Source organism: Pontibacter mangrovi, assembly GCF_006385705.1.
In the GTDB taxonomy this organism is placed as follows: Bacteria; Bacteroidota; Bacteroidia; order Cytophagales; family Hymenobacteraceae; genus Pontibacter; species Pontibacter mangrovi.
In genome coordinates, this window is record NZ_VFRQ01000013.1 from 36255 (window position 1) to 56769 (window position 20515).

The following is a 20515-nucleotide window of genomic DNA, read 5'->3' on the forward strand; positions in this document are numbered from 1 at the left end:
CATGCGCAAGAGGTAAGCCAACTTCCACGTTACAACAGCCCCACCTTAGTAAGGTACAATCTTTATTACTTGTAAAAGGAAGCTTCATCAATGCATACTTTTATTCATACCTTTCAAGCCAGCTGCTTCTACTTTTGTCTGGAAAGCCCTCATACCCTTTGCCATTAGAATTAACCGTAAGGAGGATAGTTATCAAAACGGTGCTAGTAGGCACTTCCTGGTTAGGTAAGGCAACATACAGTTCAACGTTAAACTCCTGCCTATTGCTAACAGAAGCAGCAGCCTGTGCCCGTTTTTCTGAAGGGGATGCCTGATAGCTTGTAACCGAAGCGCGTATCGCTTATCTTAGGCATGCTATTTACACGAAGAACCAAAGGCAATGCGCTCTACTCCTACCCCCTACCACCATGGCCAGCGATAAGTCCAGCGTGAATATCGGAAAAGTGGCTTTCAGGCGAAAGCCCATGGTGCGCTGGTTCAACCCGCTGCAGCTGCTGGATACGGCGGTTCGGGTAACAGTCTCCTCTGTGTTCAGCACCTATGCCGACAAGCGGGAGTCGTTTGCCACGACTCGCAAGGCGTCTTCCTACGACTACAGCGGCCGCAAGGAACTGTGGCTGGACTACATTGCCGATGTCGGCGACGGCTGGAACCCCACCTACTACACCGCCTACCTGCTGGCGCGGAAAGAGCTGCCCTTCGGTAGCACGGTTACCCGGCGCGGGGACCTGCTGGTAATGGGCGGGGACCAGGTATACCCGACCCCGGCCCGCACAGAGTATCATGACCGGCTGTGGGGACCCTACGAGTGCGCCTTCCCCAAACAGGCCGCGCCGCCAGGCTGCACCGCACCGGAGCCTCACCTTTTTGCCATCCCCGGTAACCACGACTGGTATGACGGGCTCAGCAGTTTCCTCAAGCAGTTCTGCCAGGAGCGTCAGATCGGCGGCTGGTCCACCCGGCAGGAGCGCAGCTACTTTGCCCTGCGATTGACCTCCACCTGTTGGCTGTGGGGGATTGACATCTCCCTTAATGCCGACATCGACAAGCCTCAGCTCGACTACTTTCGGGAGGTGGCCACCGAGCGCATGCAAGAGGGTGACCAGGTCATCCTGTGCACGGCAGAACCCGCCTGGGTACACTGCGAGAAAGCCCTGGCAAAGGAGCGGTACGAGAAACTGGCCTTTTTCAGGAAGCACTGCCTGGAGGATATCATCTACCGGGACCATCATAGGGATACTACCAGGCACCGGTCTCTTAGGCTTGTGCTTGTGCTGGCGGGGGACCTGCACCATTACGCCCGCCATACTCACGTGGCGGAGGGCAAGGCCGATACGCCTTACCTGACGGCCGGGGGAGGCGGCACCTTCCTGCACCCGACCCACCATCTGAAGGACGCGCTGACCTGGCCCGACAAGCACAGCGGCAAAAACGAGCGGTTTGTGCTGGAGGAATGCTTTCCTCCCAGGCAAGTATCCCGGGGCTTACTTTTCCAAAACCTCCTGTTTCCGCTCAAGAATCCGTATTTCTGCCTGTTGCTTGGCCTGTTTTACCTGCTCATGGGCTGGCAGCTTTACAGCGACCATGGCCGCCTCTGGCAAATGGATTGGCCCGGGCTGAAAGATCTGTGGCCCTCGCCCCTGCTTCTGTTGCAGGCACTTGCCGGTAGTCCTTCCACGTTCTTTTTCATCGCGCTCTTAGGCATAGGCTTTGGTCTTTTTGCCGATCGGAAAGCCTCCCGTTACCCCACAGCCTTAGCTATGCTGGGCGGCATGCATGGCCTTCTCCATGCCCTGCTGGCATTGGCGCTCATCTGGCCCGGTGGCTACCTGCTGGCCTCTGTTTCGCCCGGGGGGAACAGCACCTTTACCTTATTGGAATATATGCTCGGCAAGGCAGGAATCGTGTTGCTGCTTCTCGTCGCCGGCACCCTTCTGGGGGGACTCCTCACCGGTATTTACCTGATTTTGATGAACCTGCTTTTAAAGGTGCATGACAGTGAGGCCTTCTCTGCCCTTCGCCACCAGGACCACAAGAACTTCCTGCGCCTGCACATCACCGAGCAGGAAATCACCCTCTATCCTATCGGGGTCAGGAAGGTGCCCCGCAGGTGGAAGAGAACAGCCGGCACGAAGGCCGGGAATTCCTTTTTTGAACCTGCAGCCGCCATGGACGGGCATCAGCCCTTTCTGATAGAGCAGCCGCTGGTTATTCCCTTACAAAAAGGCAAATAATCAAAAACTACGTTTCCCACCTCACCGTGCTGCTGCACCTGCTGGCGCGAAAAGAGTGGAACCAAGTTGAGTCAGGCTTTCTGTAAAAGCCTGGCCGCAGCACTTAGAATGGTCTGAAAAGCCTACATAGGTATTCCCAAAAAGCTTTTTGATTAAACATCCATTAATGAATTAGTCCTGAAACACCACCTATTGGATTATTAGAACTTCTGTTATCTCCTGCGAAATAACCGTTAAGAGATATTCCACCGTCAAAAATTATTTTGCTCATACTCTATTTCTTGATTTGTCAAAGCTGTCGTTTTACACAACGCCCGCTAACGGTCAAGAATAAGTGTAAAGCGGGTTTCGGAGCGACTAGCTTCCAACCTACCACAAAGTTTCTTAGAAGCAAAAGCTCATTTTTTTGCTACTTAGCCGGGGTTACGCTTTTACAAGGCAGGCAGTTCTTTGCTTACTTTTTTCGCTTGTAATGCAGTTGTGTCAATCCCGTATCAAACGTTATTGCTGTAATAAATTCAAGTGTTTGCTCAGGTCTTCCGTCCTTAAAAAGTCTGGTTCCGTTACCTAGTAAAATTGGGATAACCGAAATTATAAACTCATCTACTAAGTCATGTTGCAATAGTTCATTTATAACTTCTGCACCACCATCACAATAAATATTTTTCCCTTTTTTAGACTTTAACCGTTCAACTAGTTGGGTCAGGTCTCCTGTATAGAAATTCGTTCTCCCTACTTGCGGTCTTTCCTTACTTGTTATGACATAAACATCCCGTTGTCCGTTATCGTAATGAGACGGGCCAATTTCTTTCAGCACATAATCATAGGTTTTCCTACCAATAATAATTGTGTCAATTGTGTCTGTAAATTCCGCATAACCATAGTCTTCTCCTTCCTTTTCAACCAATTTTAAGAAACTAAGGTCGTCATTAGGTTTTGCTATGTAGCCGTCTAAACTTGTTGCAATGAAAAGTGATATATCCCGCATTTGCTTTGAGTTTTAGTGTTTCTGCAAAATTACGTTGTACAACCACTTGCACTTTGTAAAAATGCGACAAATTAAAGTAGTGATGGAGAAAGCCCTGTATAACGCTTGATTTCATTGGCAAGATGCGAATGGTCATAATAGCCACATTCAAAGGCTATTTCTAAGAAGCTTTGGTTTTCGCCTGAATTTTTGATGATGCTCAAAGTATTTTGAAAGCGAATAATATTTGAATATTCTTTTGGAGAAATTCCTATGTGCTTTTTAAAGTTTCGCTCAAGTTGTCTTACAGTTATAGAATTTCGTTTTGAAAGTTCGTCAATGCTAATATGCCCTTTTTTTGTATGTATATCATTGATAACAGATTGTAATGAATTGTTTTGGCCTTTTTTTCTGTCGCAAAAAAATTGGTTCAAATAATGGGATGGGTTTTCAAGGATTTTATTAACATTAAATGAATTGGATTTCTCAAATTCGACAGTATGGTTAATCAATTCATTTTGTGAAACATAGTTATAGAAGTTAGCAAAAGTTGCAGGTTTGAGGCAAACCCCTAACAAATGTGTTTTGCTTTCAATAAAACTATCTTTAAATGAAGTCATTGCACCAACCACATAAGTTTTCCCAAATTCTAAAGAAACTGAGCCATTGTCTGTCAAGCAAGTATTGCCCAAATTCATTACGAAGCCTGCACAACCATCAGGAAAAATTCGCTCCCATTGTCTATCAAATTCGTCTCCTTTCAATTCCCAATAGGAATGAATAAAGGAGGATAATTCTTTACACGGTGTTGTTTCTCTATACTTCATTCGTTCTGGGTGTCGCACAAAAGCCACCAACTTTTAAATTAACGCTTTATCATTTTCTATCAACGACACTTTCCTATTTATTGCCCTTATTCTGGAAGTACTTCTTTGCCTGGGCAGCCAGCAACACATGTACCTTCCGCCCCTGCTGGGGCATTTTGGGCCAGGTGATGGGGTGGTAACGGGCAATAAACGCCTAAAGAGGCCTTCTCGCTTAAAAGCTGATGCTGGCCAGCAGCTGACTTGAGATCAGGGTGCCACAGGCGTTCACACCGGTATACAGGGTGGTGTGGTTGTAGCGCCCTTCCAGCTTCAGCTCGCTTTTGTTTGCAAACGGCGAGAGCGCCAGGCCCGCACCGCCGCTCCACCCCACGGCCATTTTGTTGATGTCGGGTAGGTAGTTAAACGCCAGGCTGCTATACTTTCGGTTGCCGCTCTGTGCTAACCGGTAATTAGCATGTGGACCGGCATTTAAAAAGAACTTGCCTTTTCCAGTGGTCGTGTACTTGAACAGGAGCGGTACCCGGACATATTTCATGGCAATACGAATCTCATCAGGGTAAAAGGCGTCCTGCGTAAGAAGCTCCCCCTCGTAGCGGTGGTACTGCAATTCGAGCACAGATGACAGGTGCCTGCCCACGTGGAACTCCCCAAACACCCCGATAGTAGGGTTGATGTATGTTCCGTAGTTGCCCGGTTTGGCTACCAGAACGTCAAGATCCACAGCACTGCTCGCTACACCTGCCGTTACCCCTTTTGTAAAGTATAACTGCGTTTTGTTGCGGTGCTCCACAACAGGCACATCGGGCGTGGCGCAGGTGTTGTAGGCGATAAAGAACCGCGACAGCCCCCTGACGCTGTAGCTATATTGCTTTATGAAGTCAGGGTCGTTGAAGTTGAAGGAAGGGCAACCGGTAAGAGCGACTTTCAGCGCGCCGCTGTACGTTCGTAGCTGCATAGGCTGCAGTTCGCCTCCCTTTTTCTGAAACAGGAAATGAGCCTTGCCAGCCTCATCCGTAAATTTATACAGGCTCACTTCGCTCTCTATCAAATGCTTTAAAAACACCTGCTTGCCCGAAGCTGCCGTTGGCAGGGAGTCTGACACAAAACGTTCATTGCCGTACACCACCACTTTCACATTCTCTGGCCGTAGTTCCTGCCGCACGTCCCCCTGCCGGTCACCTTTGAAATAAAAGAGGTGACTGTTCTTTTTATCGCTGGCCCGCAAAATAGCTGCCTGCACTGTGTCGCCCTGCCATGTGACATAGTAGGAAGGCTTTCTTGACTGCGCCTGAGCAGGAAGAGATGCCGTTAGTAACAGAGTACTTACAGCAATGGCAATGTTGATGTTCATTTTCATGTATTGTGTCTTAAGCTCTAGTGGCAACGATAGGCTGTCCTTCTGCAACAGCAGGTATTTAGCTTTTAAATATAAAAATATATCTTAATAATATTGCACTTGTCCTTTCTTGGGTAGTTGCTCAAATCAGCCCATCCCTTCAGTCACCTATTGAGATATGGAAAGCAAGAAGTGTGGCTGCTAAGACAGCCACAAGGTCAAAGGACCCAGCATCGCAACCGAGAAAGATCTGCGTAAGGAAATAAAAAAGTCATCCGAGCAGGTATCCTGACGCAGCGATGCCCCTGCGACAACATATGCACTAAAAGAGCGGGTTTCCCTTTTGCTGTCTTCCGCCCCCCTCCAGGCCCGCATTAGATCGGCAAGCCGGCCACCAGATAACCCCAGACAGGGGCAAGCCTCTCCCGATTTGAACCCCATACGGTTATTCCCTGTAGGCACTCTGTACCCAGCGAAGCCTCGGCAGTGATTTTATTGCTTGTAAACAGCTACTTCAAAAGCTTTTAATTTTCTAAATCTGTAATGGGGGCCTGCGTATATGAGCAACTTAAAAACCTTTATTGTCGGTTTTATATAGATGCCCTGAATACAACGCTTTCGATTTAGCTTCTCCTAAAGGCGGTCAGCGGTAGTTTTTTGTTTCGTCAATTTCTTCCTGTATTCTTTTATTGATGTTTACTTTAGCCCCTATAAAAGTGTAAATGGAGGTTTGGTATTCCCTTGAGAAGGGGTTCGTGATCGAGTCCGACAGGAATGCAATATGGAAATAGGGACTGGTTTCGTCTAATTCGCTGTCCCTGTCAGAATTGCTTTTGACCCTTATTAGATGATCATACGGTTGGTCGAGTTTAAACCAGTTGACATAGTCGGCATTGAAAGAGACCGCCCTGATCTTCTTCTTGGTATAGTAATTAATGGCCCCGGCCTGGCCGTAGTTATCACAGAGCACCAGTGTTTTGGCTGGGTCAGGAAGAGCCGAATAAATTTTATCCACTTTGTAGGCCAGCTCTTTCCAGCCGAGCATATCGGCGTAGTCTTGTGGCAATGCATGGTCTTTACCGTCTTCCCACCGAAGCATTCCCAGGTCCTTGTACAGCCTTTGATGCTGCAGGATGTATTCCGGGCTTTTGTTAGGAAAAGCAACATTGTACATCGGAATAAAGAACAGAACCGGAATGGCAATGGCCATGGGTTGTAAATATCGCTTCCAACCGGTTTTCAATAGGTCGGCAAGATAAACAGCCCCGAAAGCGATATAAATGGGATAGAGCCCCATGGCGTAATAATCCTTTGCCTTGAAATAAACAAAAACTGCAAGCGTAAAAATGATAGCCCAGAAAAAGGCTCTATACTTACGGAAGGGTTTGTAAAATAACAAGGCATAAAGAGCGGAAATGATGACAAACAAAGCGCCCAAATAAAATAGCAGCTGCGATTTCAAAAATCCCCACCTGTCTACATTTACCAGTTGGGTCTCAGCCAATACCTTTAGATGATGCACAACCGGAAACCCGGTACGGTATTGCCATAAAAGGTTTGGCAGGATGAGCAGCAGCCCCAAGAGCAAGGACAGGTAAAGGTGCTTCTTGGCTAGTACCACCCGTTGTTCTGTCAACAAGATGGCCGGAAAAAGGCCTATCAGCAGGAAGACGATATTATACTTATTCAAAAACCCGATAGCAAATACAATGGCTCCTAGGTAAAGCCACTTTGGCTTTTCTGTACGGATGTACTTTATGACAACGAAGTAAAGCGTTGTCCAGCACAGCACGTCTAAAGAGTTTGGTTGATAGAGGGTATTGAGCCTTAGCATGGCGGAAAACAAAACGCCGGTAGCTCCTAACACCAAAGCGAAAATGTTCCCATTCAGTTCTTCGATTGCTTTCCAAACAACAAAAATGGTTAAGGCTCCAAACAGGGCAGGAAAAAACTTAACCCAGAACAGGCCATTGCCCAGCAGCTTGATGAGGAAGGAGATCCAGGCAGTCATGGGAGGTATAGATAAATAACCCCACGCCAGATGGTTTGCCTGGTCAAGGTGCAGGAATTCATCACGTTGCAAATCATACTCAGGGCTTATCAGAATGTACTGCAAAAGGAATTTCAAGATGATAATCCCTGTTAAGATCATTGCTTTTCTTGCCATTGGATGCGATGCTTTAAAACCCGGCTAACGTTTATTGATCAGGCCGTTACAAAGCCTAATGCTTCAGGCTTAAGATCTAATTTAGCATGTTTTTCTTTATCCGCTGCTCGAGCTTCAGCTTTCTTTTCTCATCGGGGAACAGGTACTGTCAGCTCCCAGAAGACAGCATCGCTTTCATGTAGAGATAGCCCCGTAACGCTGAATTTTGCTTATGAAAAGGAAATCATTTGCCCCCAGCAGTTCACAGTAAATAACCCCTCCAGGGGTACCCACAAGGAACACCCCTAGTAGTGGTGGTAGAAGTGAAGTTAATTTTTTTTATATCCTCTGCTCCGAAACGGTTCTACAACCGGGGAGCCGACACCCTATGCCTCCCGGCTTTTTCATTACCACCGGTATGGAAAAATCCGGCTCTAGCCACTGGCCGTCATCTATATACCTTGCTTTCTGGCAGGATCTCGTTTTGTGAAGTCGTGCCAAGGGCAACGTCATTTAAGTTCTTTATTGTAGTAACCGCTATTTGTTGCAGGGCCTCTTTGGTAAAAAAGCCCTGGTGGGCTGTGATCAACACGTTAGGAAAGGCCATCAGGCGGGCAATCAGGTCGTCTGGCACGATGCGCTCGGACAAGTCTCTGAAAAACAGGTTTTCCTCCTGTTCATAGACATCAATACCGAGATAACCCAGCTTCTCGCTCTTGAGTGCCTGGACTGCATCTCGGGTTTGAATCACGGCGCCCCTGCTGGTATTAATGAGCATGACGCCGTTTTTCATCATATCAAACCCCTCCTTATTAATGAGATGGTGCGTGGCAGGAGTCAAGGGGCAGTGCAATGAAATGATGTCTGATGTACGCAGGAGCTCCTCTAACGGTACATAGGTGACGCCCTGCACCTTTAGCGCAGGTGATGGTAGCGGGTCGTAAGCGATCACGGTGCAGCCGAACCCCAGCATGATGCGGCAAAAAGCGGCACCAATCTGACCTGTTCCGATCACTCCGACAGTTTTGCCATACAGGTTGAAGCCCATCATCCTCTCGAGCGAAAAATTGTGTTCCCGAACCCTGTTGTATGCTTTGTGCGTTTTCCTGTTCAGCGTCAGAATCAGGGCGACAGTATGCTCGGCTACGGCCTGCGGGGAATAAGCAGGAACACGCAGAACTTTTACTCCCCTTTCATGGGCTGCAGCCACGTCTACATTGTTAAAGCCGGCGCAACGGAGCACCACGGCCCTGACCCCATTGGCAGAAATTATGTTAGCCGTTTCCAGGTCAACCCTGTCATTGACAAAAATACAGACCGCTTCAAAGCCCTGTGTCAGACCTGCCGTGTGCTCATCCAGCGCCGCATCGAAATAGGTGAGTTCCAGTTGGGAACCCTCCTTATAACGGTCCAGGTACAGACGGTCATAGGACTGGGTACTGAATATGGCTACTTTCATACGGCATCCTCCTTTCTTTCTTTTACGGCTTAACCTCCTGAATAGCCCGATCAGGACAAAGATACCCTCAACACCGTACCTGGGGTATTAATACTAATACGTCCCTTGCCACTTCCGCTCATCTCCCTGCTTTTGTTCAAGCTGTTCTTTAGAAACATTACAAGGTGCTAAGCCTCATTGCAGCTTCTTTCTTAAGTGATACTCAATCAAAGGCTTGCCGGACCAACCTTTGGCACTTAACCCACCTACTGGTTACCCGCGTAGCCTTCTGACAGGATATACAGAAAAGTAGGTGTTGATTTATGAAAAATAACAGAAAAAAGGCTTAATTTATCGGAATGAGCGAAAAACCTCTTCGCCTTTAGGCAAGGGGATGTAAGCGAACACTACCACGCTCAGGTTACCACAAACTATTTTTAAAAAAAGCATACAGTTTCTATAAAAATAACGTGTCTTTGTGTAGATGCTAAAGGCTTTTAAATATCGTCTCTACCCGACAGAGGAACAGGCAACGCTGCTGAACAAGCACATCGGCAGTTGTAGGTTCGTCTATAACCTCGCTTTGGAGACGAAACAAACAGCCTACGCAGGGTTCAAAACGAACCTGACCTGCTTTGACCTCGTGAAGCAACTCCCTGAGTTGAAGAAAGAGTGTGTGTGGTTGAAGGAAGTCAACAGTCAATCTCTACAACAAGCCATCAACAACCTCGACACCGCCTTCACCAAGTTCTTCAAAGGGCAGGCTGACTTCCCGAACTTCAAGAAACGAACAGCAAGGCAGTCGTTTCAGATTCCGCAGAACGTCAGGGTGGAAGATTGCAAACTCATAATTCCAAAATTCAAGAAGGGTATTGAGGTTAAGCTACACAGACTCCTGAAAGGGACTATTAGGCAAGCCACGATTTCCAAGTCGCCAACAGGGAAGTACTTCGTGTCCATCCTGTGCGAGACAGGAGAAACAAACAAATCAAAACCTGAAATAAAAGAGAAGTCAACGGTTGGTGTGGACTTGGGTATCAAGTCCTTCCTTGTCGCCTCCAACGGAGAGACGTTTTCAAACCCCAAGTACTTGCGTACAGCGATGTCACGCTTGAAGTTCGTGCAGCGCAGGTACAGCAAACACAAAGGTAAAAAGACAAAGCACAGGTTGGCAATACTGCACGAGAAGGTGGCTAACCAACGCAAGGACTTCTTGCATAAGGCTTCGACCAAGCTGATTAGAGAGAACCAATCTATCGCTATCGAAGACCTTAACATCTCAGGTATGGTCAAGAACCATAGCCTTGCACAATCCATTAGTGATGCGGGTTTGGGAATGTTCGTCACGATGCTCGAATACAAGGCTGAGTGGTACGGTGTCAATATCCTCCGCATCGGCAGGTTCGACCCATCATCCAAGACCTGCTCGATTTGTGGCGTGGTCAACAAAGACCTGACCCTGCAAGACAGAGAGTGGACTTGTGCTAACGGGCACACGCTGGACAGGGACGTGAACGCTGCTGAGAACATAAAGACTTTCGCCTTGCGAGATAAAGTTTAACTGTCTGTGGGACGCAGACTGAAAAGTCGGAGCGAACTGCCTACGTTGGTAGGAGTGCTGACCTCCGAAGCCCCTTCGCCTTTAGGCAAGGGGTAGTTCACCCCACACGAAAATCTATATGAAAAACGTATTTGAACCCGGAACGACAGAAGAGCTCCTCTCCCGCCTTGACAAGCTTCGCCCTGACCTAAAACCTGCCTGGGGTAAGATGAGCGCACCCCAGATGCTAGCCCATTGCAATGTGGCTTATGAAATGGTTTATGAGGACAGGCACCCAAAGCCAGGAGCCTTGAAGCGATACATCCTCCGTCTGTTTGTCAAAAACATCGTGGTTGGAGAGAAACCTTATAAGCAGGGCAGCCCCACAACCCCTGCCTTTAAAGTATCCCATGACAAAGATTTTCAAGCAGAAAAAGAGCGCCTCACCCACTACATCAGAAAGACCCAGGCACTGGGCCCTGCACATTTCGAAGGCAGGGATTCCCACTCCTTTGGTCCCCTTACTGCCCAGGAATGGAGCAATATGTTTTATAAGCACCTTGACCATCACCTGCGCCAGTTCAGGGTATGACCCATGCCCTAACTAGACCTCAGCTTAAAAATCGCTGCGACACCTTGGGGCAAAAGGCAGTACTACTAAATAAGTCCTGGATGGAATACAAGTAGTCTCTTGTCTTCACACGCATGACCTTCGCTTAAATAATCGTTGAAAGGCTGTCAGGTATACAGACCACCGACCTTGACAAGCATGCAGTTGTTACCAACCTTGTTGCCCTTTTGGCTGTCCCCGTGTAGGTACTAGCCCTACTGGAAATTACCGATACTTGCCGCTTTTTCCCCAAACCTATCAAGAAATTAAGCACGTGAATGTATGAAGGGTGGTTGGCATCAAAGCTGCCTATAGGATGCTTGCCAGCCTCGTCAGTGCCCCACATAACTTGACTTGTAGCCGTTAGATCCCACCTCTAAGGGCTTTGGCAACAGGTACTGTACCCTAGATTCCCGAATAGTTATCGATGGGCAATGTCCTGGCCGCTTAAACAGGCAAAGCTGCCCTTAGGAAATTCTCCTTAGAGCAGCTTTGCAAAGAAAACATTGCACGATTGGCAGTGACGCTTAAAACAGACTGTCCTGGCTGCCCTGCGACACGGTGCCTTACGGACTACATGCGGCCTGAGGCGGCTTACTCGCCAAGGCGGATTTCCACTTTCCGGTAGGCCGCCCCCTCCTCCTCCACGACTTGGTGGTCGGTGGAAATGGCAAAATGCTTTCCGGGCAGCATCCTTTGAGCATACCAGGCCACAAAGGCGGCCCTTTTGCGGCTCACCTCTCGCCTGGCCTCCTCGGTGCCCCTGGCATCTGAAAAGCCCGTCACATGAAGCCGGGCGCCCTGGGGCTGCCTTTGCAGGAAAGCATGCAGCTCCTTGGCAGCCGCCTTGTCCAGGTACAGGCTGTTAAAGCGGTAGGGCAGCTGCAGGTCTGCCGGCCTGGCAACGGCGGCAGGCAGGGGCATGGGAGTTGGCTGGCCTTCAGCCAGGGGCGCCGGCCGGGCTTCCTCCGCTGCGGCAGGGGCGGGCGCTGTTGCCGCTTCCGCCCCACTGACGTAGGCTGTGCGGGCACCGGTGGCCTCTGCCGTGAACCACAGCTCCCGGGTGCCTTGCCGCTTGTAATAGGCATTGAAGGCCCCTTCCCGGTTCACCTTCCCCGAAAGCCTTGCCGGCACTGCCTCCGCAGGCAGGCCGTCCTGGAGCGGCACGGCGTACACATAGGCCACGTCCCCTTCCTTGCGGGAGAAATACAGGCTGTCCTGCGTCAGGAACGGGGCGAATTCGGCCTGGCGCGAATTTACGGCCTTGCCCAGGTTCCGGGGCTTGCTCCAGCGCCCTCCCTCCCATGTGCTACGGTAAAGGTCATCATAGCCCTGCGTGCGACCCAGCTCGGCTGAGATGAGCAGCGTGTTTTTGTCCGGTGTCAGGAAAAGGCCCAGGTTGCGTGAGTTATTCCGCAACCGCGGAAGCTGCTTCTCGCCTGTCTTGGTGAACCCGCCGCCGCTGTAGGCATAGAAGGCAATTACCTCGTCCCGGCGCCCCCGGCGCTGGTAGACATACACCTCGCCCGTGGCAGGGTTGTGGCCTACCAGCATGTTCACGGTCCCGGCATTGAGCGGTGCCGCTTTCTGGGCAGACCCCGGAGCATCCTGCAGCTCGGTATATAGGAACTGGCCCTCTTTTTCCTTTTTTGTGTAGATCAGGAGACTGTCGTTGATCAGTGCCACGTCCATCAGCTCCTCACGCGTTTCCTTGATAGGAGTTTGCGCCTGCACTGAAAGCCCTCCCATGGTGCAGACCGCTAGGGTATATATTATTTTCTTCATGTCAGTTCAGGTTACCAGATGTTCACGCGCTTGCTATACTTGGGGTGCTTTGCCGGCAGCAGGTTGAAGGTCAGCATGATTTCGTTTGTGCTTTTGCCGATCGCCCGGGCATCACGCGTGGGCGACTCGTACACATACCCGATCTTCACCTGCTCGAGCCTCACGCCCGCGTTCAGCGTGTAGGCCAGGTCCTGCCGGTAGCCGCCTCCTGCCCAAAATGTGTTTTGGTATACACCCTTAGCCTGCAGCTCGGCCGTGCCCTTCACCCTGGTGTCGTACTGATAAATGCCGTTGAGCACCAGGCCCAGCTGCTCGGTGATGGGCGTACGGTAGCCTGCCTGAGCAACGTGTTTGCGCGTGTACAGGCCCTTGAGGAAATCGTCTCCCGCAGTCAGCAGGCCGCCCTCCCCCACGTCCTGCATCGCATAGCCGACATAGTAGCGGTCGTGCGTAAGCATCAGGCCCAGGTTCAGGTCCAGCTTGCTCAGCCGGTTGCGCTGCCCCAGCACATCCTGGTACTGCGGGTCGTTCTCCTCGTCCGGGGTAAGTCTGCTGCCGTCCAGGCGCTGGGCGCCGTAAGTCAGGGCCGTGCCCCAGCGCAGGCTCAGTTTCTCGCTCAGGCGTACGCGCGCGCCATAGCTGAGCAGGAGCTGGCTTTCAGTGAAGGCGCCGAACCGGTCGCTGAGCACAGCCAGCCCGAAGGCATGCCTGGCCCCTGCCTGCCGGTCATAGGTGTCCTCCCCCTTGCCCAGAAGCACATTGTCCTGCTTCCAGGACCTCAGGTCCGCCAGGTCCAGCTCGGCTGAGGCGAAGATCGTCTTGGGGGCGTCTTCAAAGCCCGTCCACTGGTTGCGGTAAAACGTCTTCAGCATCGATCCCTCGTAGCCCGTCAGGGCCGGGTTGTAGTACTGCTGAAACAGCGAGAAATTGGCGATGTGCTTTCTCGTCTGGGCCTGGGCACCCCAGGCTGACAGGAAAGCGGCAATTGCAATGATATACTTTTTCATGTTAATTACTTCTTAAGAATTGTCACGACGCCCTTCTTCACCAGGTTGATGTCGCCCACCTGTACGATAAATAAAAAGGCCCCTTTGCGCACCTGTCCGTTGGCATCCTTTCCGTTCCAGCCCTCTTCGGGGTTGGTGGTGTGGAACAGGCGCACGCCCGAGCGGTCAAACACCTCGATCTCGACCTGGTTATAGAACCGCAGCTCGGGAATAAACCACGTGTCGTTGATGCCGTCGCCGTCCGGCGAGAAGGCGTTTACGATCTTGAGCTCATCCTGCGGCTTGGCGTAAAGCCTCTTGCTGAGCGTAAAGCTCTTTTCGATCGTGTTCTCGTATGGGTCGGTGCTGCGGACCCTGATCGATAGCTGCGTGATACCTGACAGGCCCTTGTTTGACTTCAGGTACAGCTCCTCGCCTCTGAGCTCGAACAACCCGTTGTCCTCGCTGCCTTCACCCTCCACCAGCGCATAGCTGAACGTATCATCATCTGCATCGGTGGTGGTGAAGCTGCCGATCGCCTCCGCCGCGGTCGCCTCGGGCTTAAAGGAAGCAGTGCTGAAGGATAGGGCTGTAGGCACTTTATTCGGCTGTACCTCGACGGTTATTCCCGCCGTGCGGCTGCTCAAGTTGGTGGTCATCGGGGCAAGGACGAGCTCACCGGTCAATGCGTAGGCACCGGCCACCAGGCCGTTATAGTCGCCCTGGCTCCAGGTAACAGGCAGTTCCTCTTTTTCGCCCGTGGCATAGGTTACCGCCACTTTTGCCGGCAGCGGAACGTTGGCATACGTGGTTCTGATCGGAACTTTAACAAGCGCCGGGGCGGTCACGGCCACGATATCGCGCGTGATTTTGACTACCTGTGCCCTTGCGTCTGCGCCCCTGTTACCGGCAGGATCCACCAGGTAGAGCGTAACATTCAGGGTACCGTCGTTCAGGCCGCTCAGGTCGAGCGCCCGCAGCTCAAAGCTCGCCTCGCTAACCTGCGCTGTTCCCGTTACCGGGGTGCCGCCGTTTTCGCTGGAGATGGCATAAGTGTAGCTTGTTCCAACCTCGGCACCTGTTATGCTCAGGTCGGTGGCTGTTACGTTGGTGATATCCACGCGGCTTGTGTGGAAGCTAACCGCATACCCCGCTGGGGCCGTCGCGTCGTAGCGTCTGCGTAGTGCTTCAGAGGCCTGGCTCGGGTTGGTCGCCTCGTCACGGGCCACACCGGCAGCCAGCGCTACCCCTACCTCCCCGTCAGCGGCAGGCGTGACAAGCACTGTATAGGTCTGCCCGTCCACTTTTATAAATTCGGAGGCCGCGCCGTTCGTAACTGTGATATCTCCCAGCTCGAACCCGAGCACTTCCTCGCTGAAGCTGAAAGTAGCCGTGAACGGAGCGTTAGTCGGATCTGCTGCCGTGGTGGCCACCGTTACCGTTGGCTTGGTAGCATCATACAGGCGTGATAAGACAGCGGAAGCCTCATTGCCATTGGCTGCAGCATCAAACGCTGCCCCGGCAGCAACAGCGACTTGCACTGCGCCGTCTTCAGCAGGCGTGATCACAGCCGTGTACTCTTGTCCATTCGCGCTCTCCAAATAGGCAGCCGCACCGTTTGTCACAACGATATCGGCAAGCGTGAATCCTGTTACCGGCTCAGAAAAACCGAAGGTCATGGTAAATGGCGCATTTACATGCTCTGCTGCAATTGCGTGTAGCGCTATGCCTGGTTTGGTAAGGTCATAGACAGCCGTTACCTCATTAGAGGCAGCGTTGCCATTTAAAGCAGGGTCTACCGCTTTATCGGCGGCTATGCTTACTTTCACTACCCCTTCTGCGGCAGGTGAGATGAACGCAGTATAAACCTCGCCGCTCACCTTAGTAAAGGCTGACGCTACTCCGTTCTCAACCCTAATGTCTTCAACTGCAAACCCGTCAACGCCTTCGCTGAAGGTGAAGGTAACGCCAAAGGCAGCATTGGTAGCAGCCGATACCTCGCTAGAGACAGCCACTCTCGGACGGGTAGCGTCGTAAGTGATTTGGCTAGCCAGCAGGGCGATGTTACCGGCAGCGTCTTTGAGCTCGGCCTGCACGGTTTTAGCACCTTCCCCACTGCTCAGCGTCCATGCCTTGGTGGCGGATACCGGCTCCCATGCACCCGGCGTGCCGCCGCTGTTAAAGATGCGCATCTCCGTAACGCCTGTGCCGCCCGCGTCGGCGGCCGTGATCTGCAGGGTTACTGCTAGCGTGTTTGTGAAGCCGCCCCCGTTGTTGATGGCCAGCGCACCGGTTGGGCTGGTCTTGTCTATTTCAAAGGTAACGGTAGTGGTATTGGTGGCCGCATCCCTCACAGTCAAAGTATACGCCCCTTCTTCACGCACCACCGTTCCCTTCGTAAAGGACACACCGTTCAAGGTTGCTGTGCCCTCGTCAAAGCCGATGGTTCTGTCTGTGTTATAGGTTCCCCTGTCCGCTACACCGTTTACTACAGGGTTTGTCCTGTCGATCGTGAAGCTTAGGGTGGTGGCATTGGCGGCGGCATCGGTCACGACCAGCGTGTAAGCGCCCTCTGCGCTTAGCATAGTGCCGCTTGCAAAGGCGCTGCCGTTTAGTTGGGCCGTGCCCTCGTTAAAGCCGATAGTCACCGTGCTGTTGTAGAAGCCCTTGTCCATGACACCGGTCACGAGCGGCTTGTCTTTGTCAACCACGTACTTTTCACTGCCGGTAAACGGAAGGTTCTCCACCTCTAGCGACAGGCCTGCATCGTTATTAAAGCTAAGGCTTAGCTCGCCACTAACCGTGCCCGTGTGAAGTGTTACCAGGTAGGTAGTGCTGTTTACCGGGGTCACGCCCGTTATATTAGCCCCGCTCACGCCGGAAGCGGTCAGCGAGAAGTTGCCGGCGCTCACGCCTGAGACAGGCTGATCAAACACCACGCTGAAGTTCACGGCAGCGGCATTGGTTGGGGAAGCAGCCGTCGGGGTAACCGAAACCACCTTGGTTACAGTAGGCTCCTGGATGGTGACTGTTTGGGTGACGGCGCAATCATTTGCATCCGTAACGGTCACTGAGTAAGTGCCGGCAGTTAAGCCGGAGGCTGTAGCCCCCACACCTCCAGACGGTGACCAGCGGTAGGTATAGGCACCCGTTCCGCCCGTCGCCGTCACCGTGGCCTCCCCGTCACGACCGCCCACAGTGGTCACAGAAGTGGTAGCAACAGAGGCATAAAGCGCGGCCGGCTGGGTAATGGTGACAGAGGCCGTGGCAACACAATTGTTGGCATCTGTAATGGTAACAGTGTAGTTACCGGCCAAAAGGCCGGTTGCCGACGGCGTGCTGGCGCCGTTGCTCCAGCTATACTTGTAGGGGGCGGTGCCGCCTGCAGCCGTAACTGTGGCGGCGCCATTGGTGCCGCCGTTGCAGGCGACGTTCGTCTGCGAGGAAACCGAGGCGTAAAGCGCGGCTGGCTGCGAGATGAGAACCTGCACACTTGCCTCCTGCCCGTTTGCATCGGTTACAGTTGCTGCATAATACCCTGCCGAAAGGCCTGAGGCGGTAGCACCCGCACCGCCAGACGGTGACCAGCTGTAGGTGTATGGACCGGCTCCCCCGGAGGCGCTTACCGTGGCCGACCCGTTAGATCCTCCGTTACAGCTCACGTTTTCGCTAGAGGAAATAATAACCGAGAGCGGAGGGAAAGAACGTGCAATATCCAGCGCATACGTCTTGGTGGTGCCGTCTTGCGCGGTTACAACTATTGGAACATGTTTTGTATTTCCGGCAGTTAACGCAATCGTTTTTGCGCTGCCGCTTGCCACCACGGATCCGTCTACTGTCACGGTAGCCTTTGTATCGGCAAGGGAAGGCGTGATCGCAATAGAAGCGACATCATGGGCAACGGCAACCGTGTAGCCTGCCGTTCCCTGGTCAAAGGCAGGGGCTAAGCTTCCTGCGCTCAGGCTGATACTGGCAAGGTTCGCATTCGAGGATTTGACAACCTGCAGGCTCTGTGTGGCTGTCGTTTCGCGGTATACTTCGGTAACAGGCGCCGTTGCTGTGATAGTTGTTGTTCCATCTCCGTTTAGGGTCACGGTATTGCCTGACACGCTGGCTACCGCCGTATTCGAGCTTGCGTACGTTAAGGCCACTCTGCTGGTGGCGCTTGCCGTCAGCGTAAAGGCCGGGTCTGAGGCCTGCTTTGTGGCAAGCGCAGGGAAGCTCAGGATATGCTCGTCCTTTTCACCTGCCCTGGCATATTCAATCAGGTTGACAAACAGCTTTTTACCGGTTTCGGTCCATTTGTCCGGGGCCTGCCGGAATCCCCAGTAAAAAAGCTCTTTGCCCTCTCTGTAAAGCAGGCTATGGGACTGACCACTGTTAAGACCTAACCAGCTGACAACATTGGCATATTGGCTATCCGTCATCCTGCCCATGTAATAAGCCTCCACAGATTCCGGGTTTTGAAGCACTTGGATGATGTCCGCTGTGATCAGGTTCGGCTGGTTAAAGACGGCGCTGCTCCTAGCCTTGTAGCCTACATCCTGGGTATCTCCCATGCTGCCTCCTGATTTAGTATAGTACCCACCGATGGCGGAAGCATACTTCATGGCACTGTAGGTGACCCCTATGAGCGGCTTGCCTGAAGCTTTCAGCAGCTGGGCCTTCGTCGCATCCAGACCGGCATAAGCCTCATACCCCATTACGGCCACATCAGCGCTGGCCAGGTCGGCAGCAGTAAGGCCAGCCATATTGACCAGCATCACGGCATAACCCATATTATTCAGGTAAGTCTCATAGGCAAGCGCGGGAGCCCCTGAAACGTTATCTGTCAGGTATAAAATATTGCCTATCCCGGCACGTGAGACTGTAACCGTGTAGGTTTTGGTGCTGCCATCCTGTGCGGTGACAAGTGTCGAAATGGTATTGGTCCCTACTTTCAGGGAGATCTCCTGAGATGCATGACCGCTGACAACGGCAGCACCATTCACGGTTACCGTGGCATTCGCATCTGCCATAACCGGCCTAAGCGTCACAGAAGTAGTGGCTGTCGGAACAGCCGCTGTGTAAGAGGTTGTCGCTGCTCCAAAAGCCGGCGAAAGTATCCCCGAGGACAGTGTTAGACCTGACAGGTTGGCGTTGGAAGAAAGAGCTGGCGCTCCGGCGGTTGTTCTTTCGTAGGAATAACCACCTCCGCTCCCCCCCGAAGACCAGGAGAGGAATTTAATTCCAATGTAAATATCTTCTGCGATCAAATGCAGGACAGCGTCCTTGCCTATCATACTTGGCGGTGCCCAACCGTTAAAATCCGTCCAATCCCTATAGGTCAATGTAGCATAATTGTCAAGGGTACCGTATGCCCATTCTGTGTTAGCTGGCGAATTAGCAAAATTATATCCAGGCTCCTGCTTGCTATTGAACAGCCCTTCTACATTTTTACGGGTCAACCAGGTTTGATCCGTCAGCCTGTCCTGGTTGGCAGCCTGGGTGTAATCAGCATTATTTGCTTTTGTAAAAGTAATCTTCGGCCCATTCCAAATGGTAGGTCCTGCTACGTTCGAAGTAGTGAAGGACACCTGGTTCCCATACGCCGTACCGGCTGCGTTAACAGCATAGGCACGCACATAATAAGTGGTCGTCGTGTTTAGGCCCGTGAGTTTAGCGGAAAAGCTTCCTGAGCCACTCCCCGCAACCATCTTCGAATTAACCGTGGTAGGGTTCTGGGAAGTAGACCAAACAATGCCACGTTCTGTAATGGCGCCTCCGCCAGTACCCGTGATACTAGCCGGCACGGTTGCAAAGGTCCCCCCCACACCTGTAGCCGCACTGGTTGTAAGCGAAGCCAAATTGATGGCCGCCGGCCCTACTTTAATATCATCCACGATATAATATAGGAGGGCTTTGAAGTTAAAGGTAACGGATGTCACCCCTACATTTTCAGCATAATTGATGGTGGTGTTCGCATCGTTGACCGTGTAGGTTTTAACCGTCATGCCCTCATCCTGCAGGCTGACCGTGTAGATGGGCGGCACACCGGGATAGGGACTCATGCTTGACTGCTTCAGCCACAGCCCGAAGAACTGGAAACGGCCACCGTCTGTTCGTTTGAGGGTGAAACTGTCACCGCCGGAGCCGTCCTTCCGCAGGGCTGCAGAACTTCCGTTTCCTCCGGAAGCAAGGTTGGTAAAGGAGCCGTTTCCGCCTGAGGTGAGCGTGTAGCTCACGCCCCCTATTTGTACGGTCGCCGTGGTGTTCCAGGGCCAGGAGGAGGACTTTCCGCTTAAAGCGGCCGGAGAGGAAAAGTCATAGGTTTGCTGCGCTTGCAGCTGAAAGGAGAGGAGAACTCCCCACAAAAGGATAAGGCATGCCCATAGCCGCTTCAGGTTTAACCTGCGTGGCGCGCACAGCATGCCCTTTACCTCTCCCCCAGAGGTAAAAGCATCATGGTTCATAAAAGGTTGGGTTGGTAGAAGTTAAACTATATAATTCACTTTTTCCCACAAAAGTAGAGCGAAATTCCTAGTAAACAACAGCTTACACCATGTCATTCAATTATTTATACAAGACACTTAAATTGTTCCATAAAACGATATTAGGACAAGTCATTCTTAAGTTTCACTCAGCTAGGATCTGCAGCTAAGCAACT

Annotated in this window: 11 protein-coding genes; 3 read left to right on the forward strand and 8 right to left on the reverse strand. The window is 51.8% G+C overall.

The genetic code is table 11. The features are described from left to right. Window positions 1–407: 407 nt before the first annotated feature. Entirely contained in the window at window positions 408–2234 is a 1827-nt protein-coding gene (locus FJM65_RS18330) for a metallophosphoesterase (RefSeq protein ID WP_140623406.1), read from the forward strand. 454 nt (window positions 2235–2688) lie between these two features. Here FJM65_RS18330 and FJM65_RS18340 read toward each other — a convergent pair whose 3' ends face one another. From FJM65_RS18340 to FJM65_RS18360, 5 genes are all read right to left on the reverse strand, one after another. Beyond that, a complete protein-coding gene (locus FJM65_RS18340; RefSeq protein WP_140623408.1) occupies window positions 2689–3222 on the reverse strand; it encodes a dihydrofolate reductase family protein in 534 nt (177 codons plus the stop codon). 71 nt (window positions 3223–3293) lie between these two features. Further along, complete coding sequence (locus FJM65_RS18345; protein ID WP_140623410.1) at window positions 3294–4028, reverse strand: helix-turn-helix transcriptional regulator; 735 nt, start codon at window positions 4026–4028, stop codon at window positions 3294–3296. Window positions 4029–4239: 211 nt separating this feature from the next. Beyond that, window positions 4240–5385, reverse strand: a complete 1146-nt coding sequence (locus FJM65_RS18350) for a porin family protein (RefSeq protein ID WP_140623412.1) — start codon at window positions 5383–5385, stop codon at window positions 4240–4242. Window positions 5386–6007: 622 nt separating this feature from the next. Continuing rightward, window positions 6008–7531 carry an ArnT family glycosyltransferase gene (locus FJM65_RS18355; RefSeq protein WP_140623414.1) on the reverse strand — a complete coding sequence of 508 codons (1524 nt, stop codon included), beginning with the start codon at window positions 7529–7531 and terminating at the stop codon, window positions 6008–6010. Between the two features lie 427 nt (window positions 7532–7958). Then, window positions 7959–8969, reverse strand: coding sequence for a 2-hydroxyacid dehydrogenase (locus FJM65_RS18360; protein ID WP_140623416.1), 1011 nt, complete (start codon window positions 8967–8969; stop codon window positions 7959–7961). A gap of 463 nt (window positions 8970–9432) precedes the next feature. Here FJM65_RS18360 and FJM65_RS18365 point away from each other — a divergent pair, with 463 nt between their 5' ends. Together FJM65_RS18365 and FJM65_RS18370 are read left to right on the forward strand one after the other, a co-directional pair. Next, complete coding sequence (locus FJM65_RS18365; protein ID WP_140623418.1) at window positions 9433–10509, forward strand: RNA-guided endonuclease TnpB family protein; 1077 nt, start codon at window positions 9433–9435, stop codon at window positions 10507–10509. 118 nt (window positions 10510–10627) lie between these two features. Beyond that, entirely contained in the window at window positions 10628–11080 is a 453-nt protein-coding gene (locus FJM65_RS18370; RefSeq protein WP_140623420.1) for a DinB family protein, read from the forward strand. A gap of 612 nt (window positions 11081–11692) precedes the next feature. Here the strand turns inward: FJM65_RS18370 and FJM65_RS18375 are convergent. From FJM65_RS18375 to FJM65_RS18385, 3 genes are read right to left on the reverse strand one after another with little or no spacing between them, the layout of a single operon-like run. Then, on the reverse strand, window positions 11693–12883 hold the full coding sequence (locus FJM65_RS18375; RefSeq protein ID WP_140623422.1) for an OmpA family protein: 1191 nt from the start codon (window positions 12881–12883) through the stop codon (window positions 11693–11695). Between the two features lie 11 nt (window positions 12884–12894). Beyond that, window positions 12895–13890, reverse strand: coding sequence for a PorP/SprF family type IX secretion system membrane protein (locus FJM65_RS18380; RefSeq protein WP_140623424.1), 996 nt, complete (start codon window positions 13888–13890; stop codon window positions 12895–12897). Window positions 13891–13895: 5 nt separating this feature from the next. Continuing rightward, entirely contained in the window at window positions 13896–20321 is a 6426-nt protein-coding gene (locus tag FJM65_RS18385) for an Ig-like domain-containing protein (protein WP_140623426.1), read from the reverse strand. Window positions 20322–20515 lie beyond the last annotated feature (194 nt).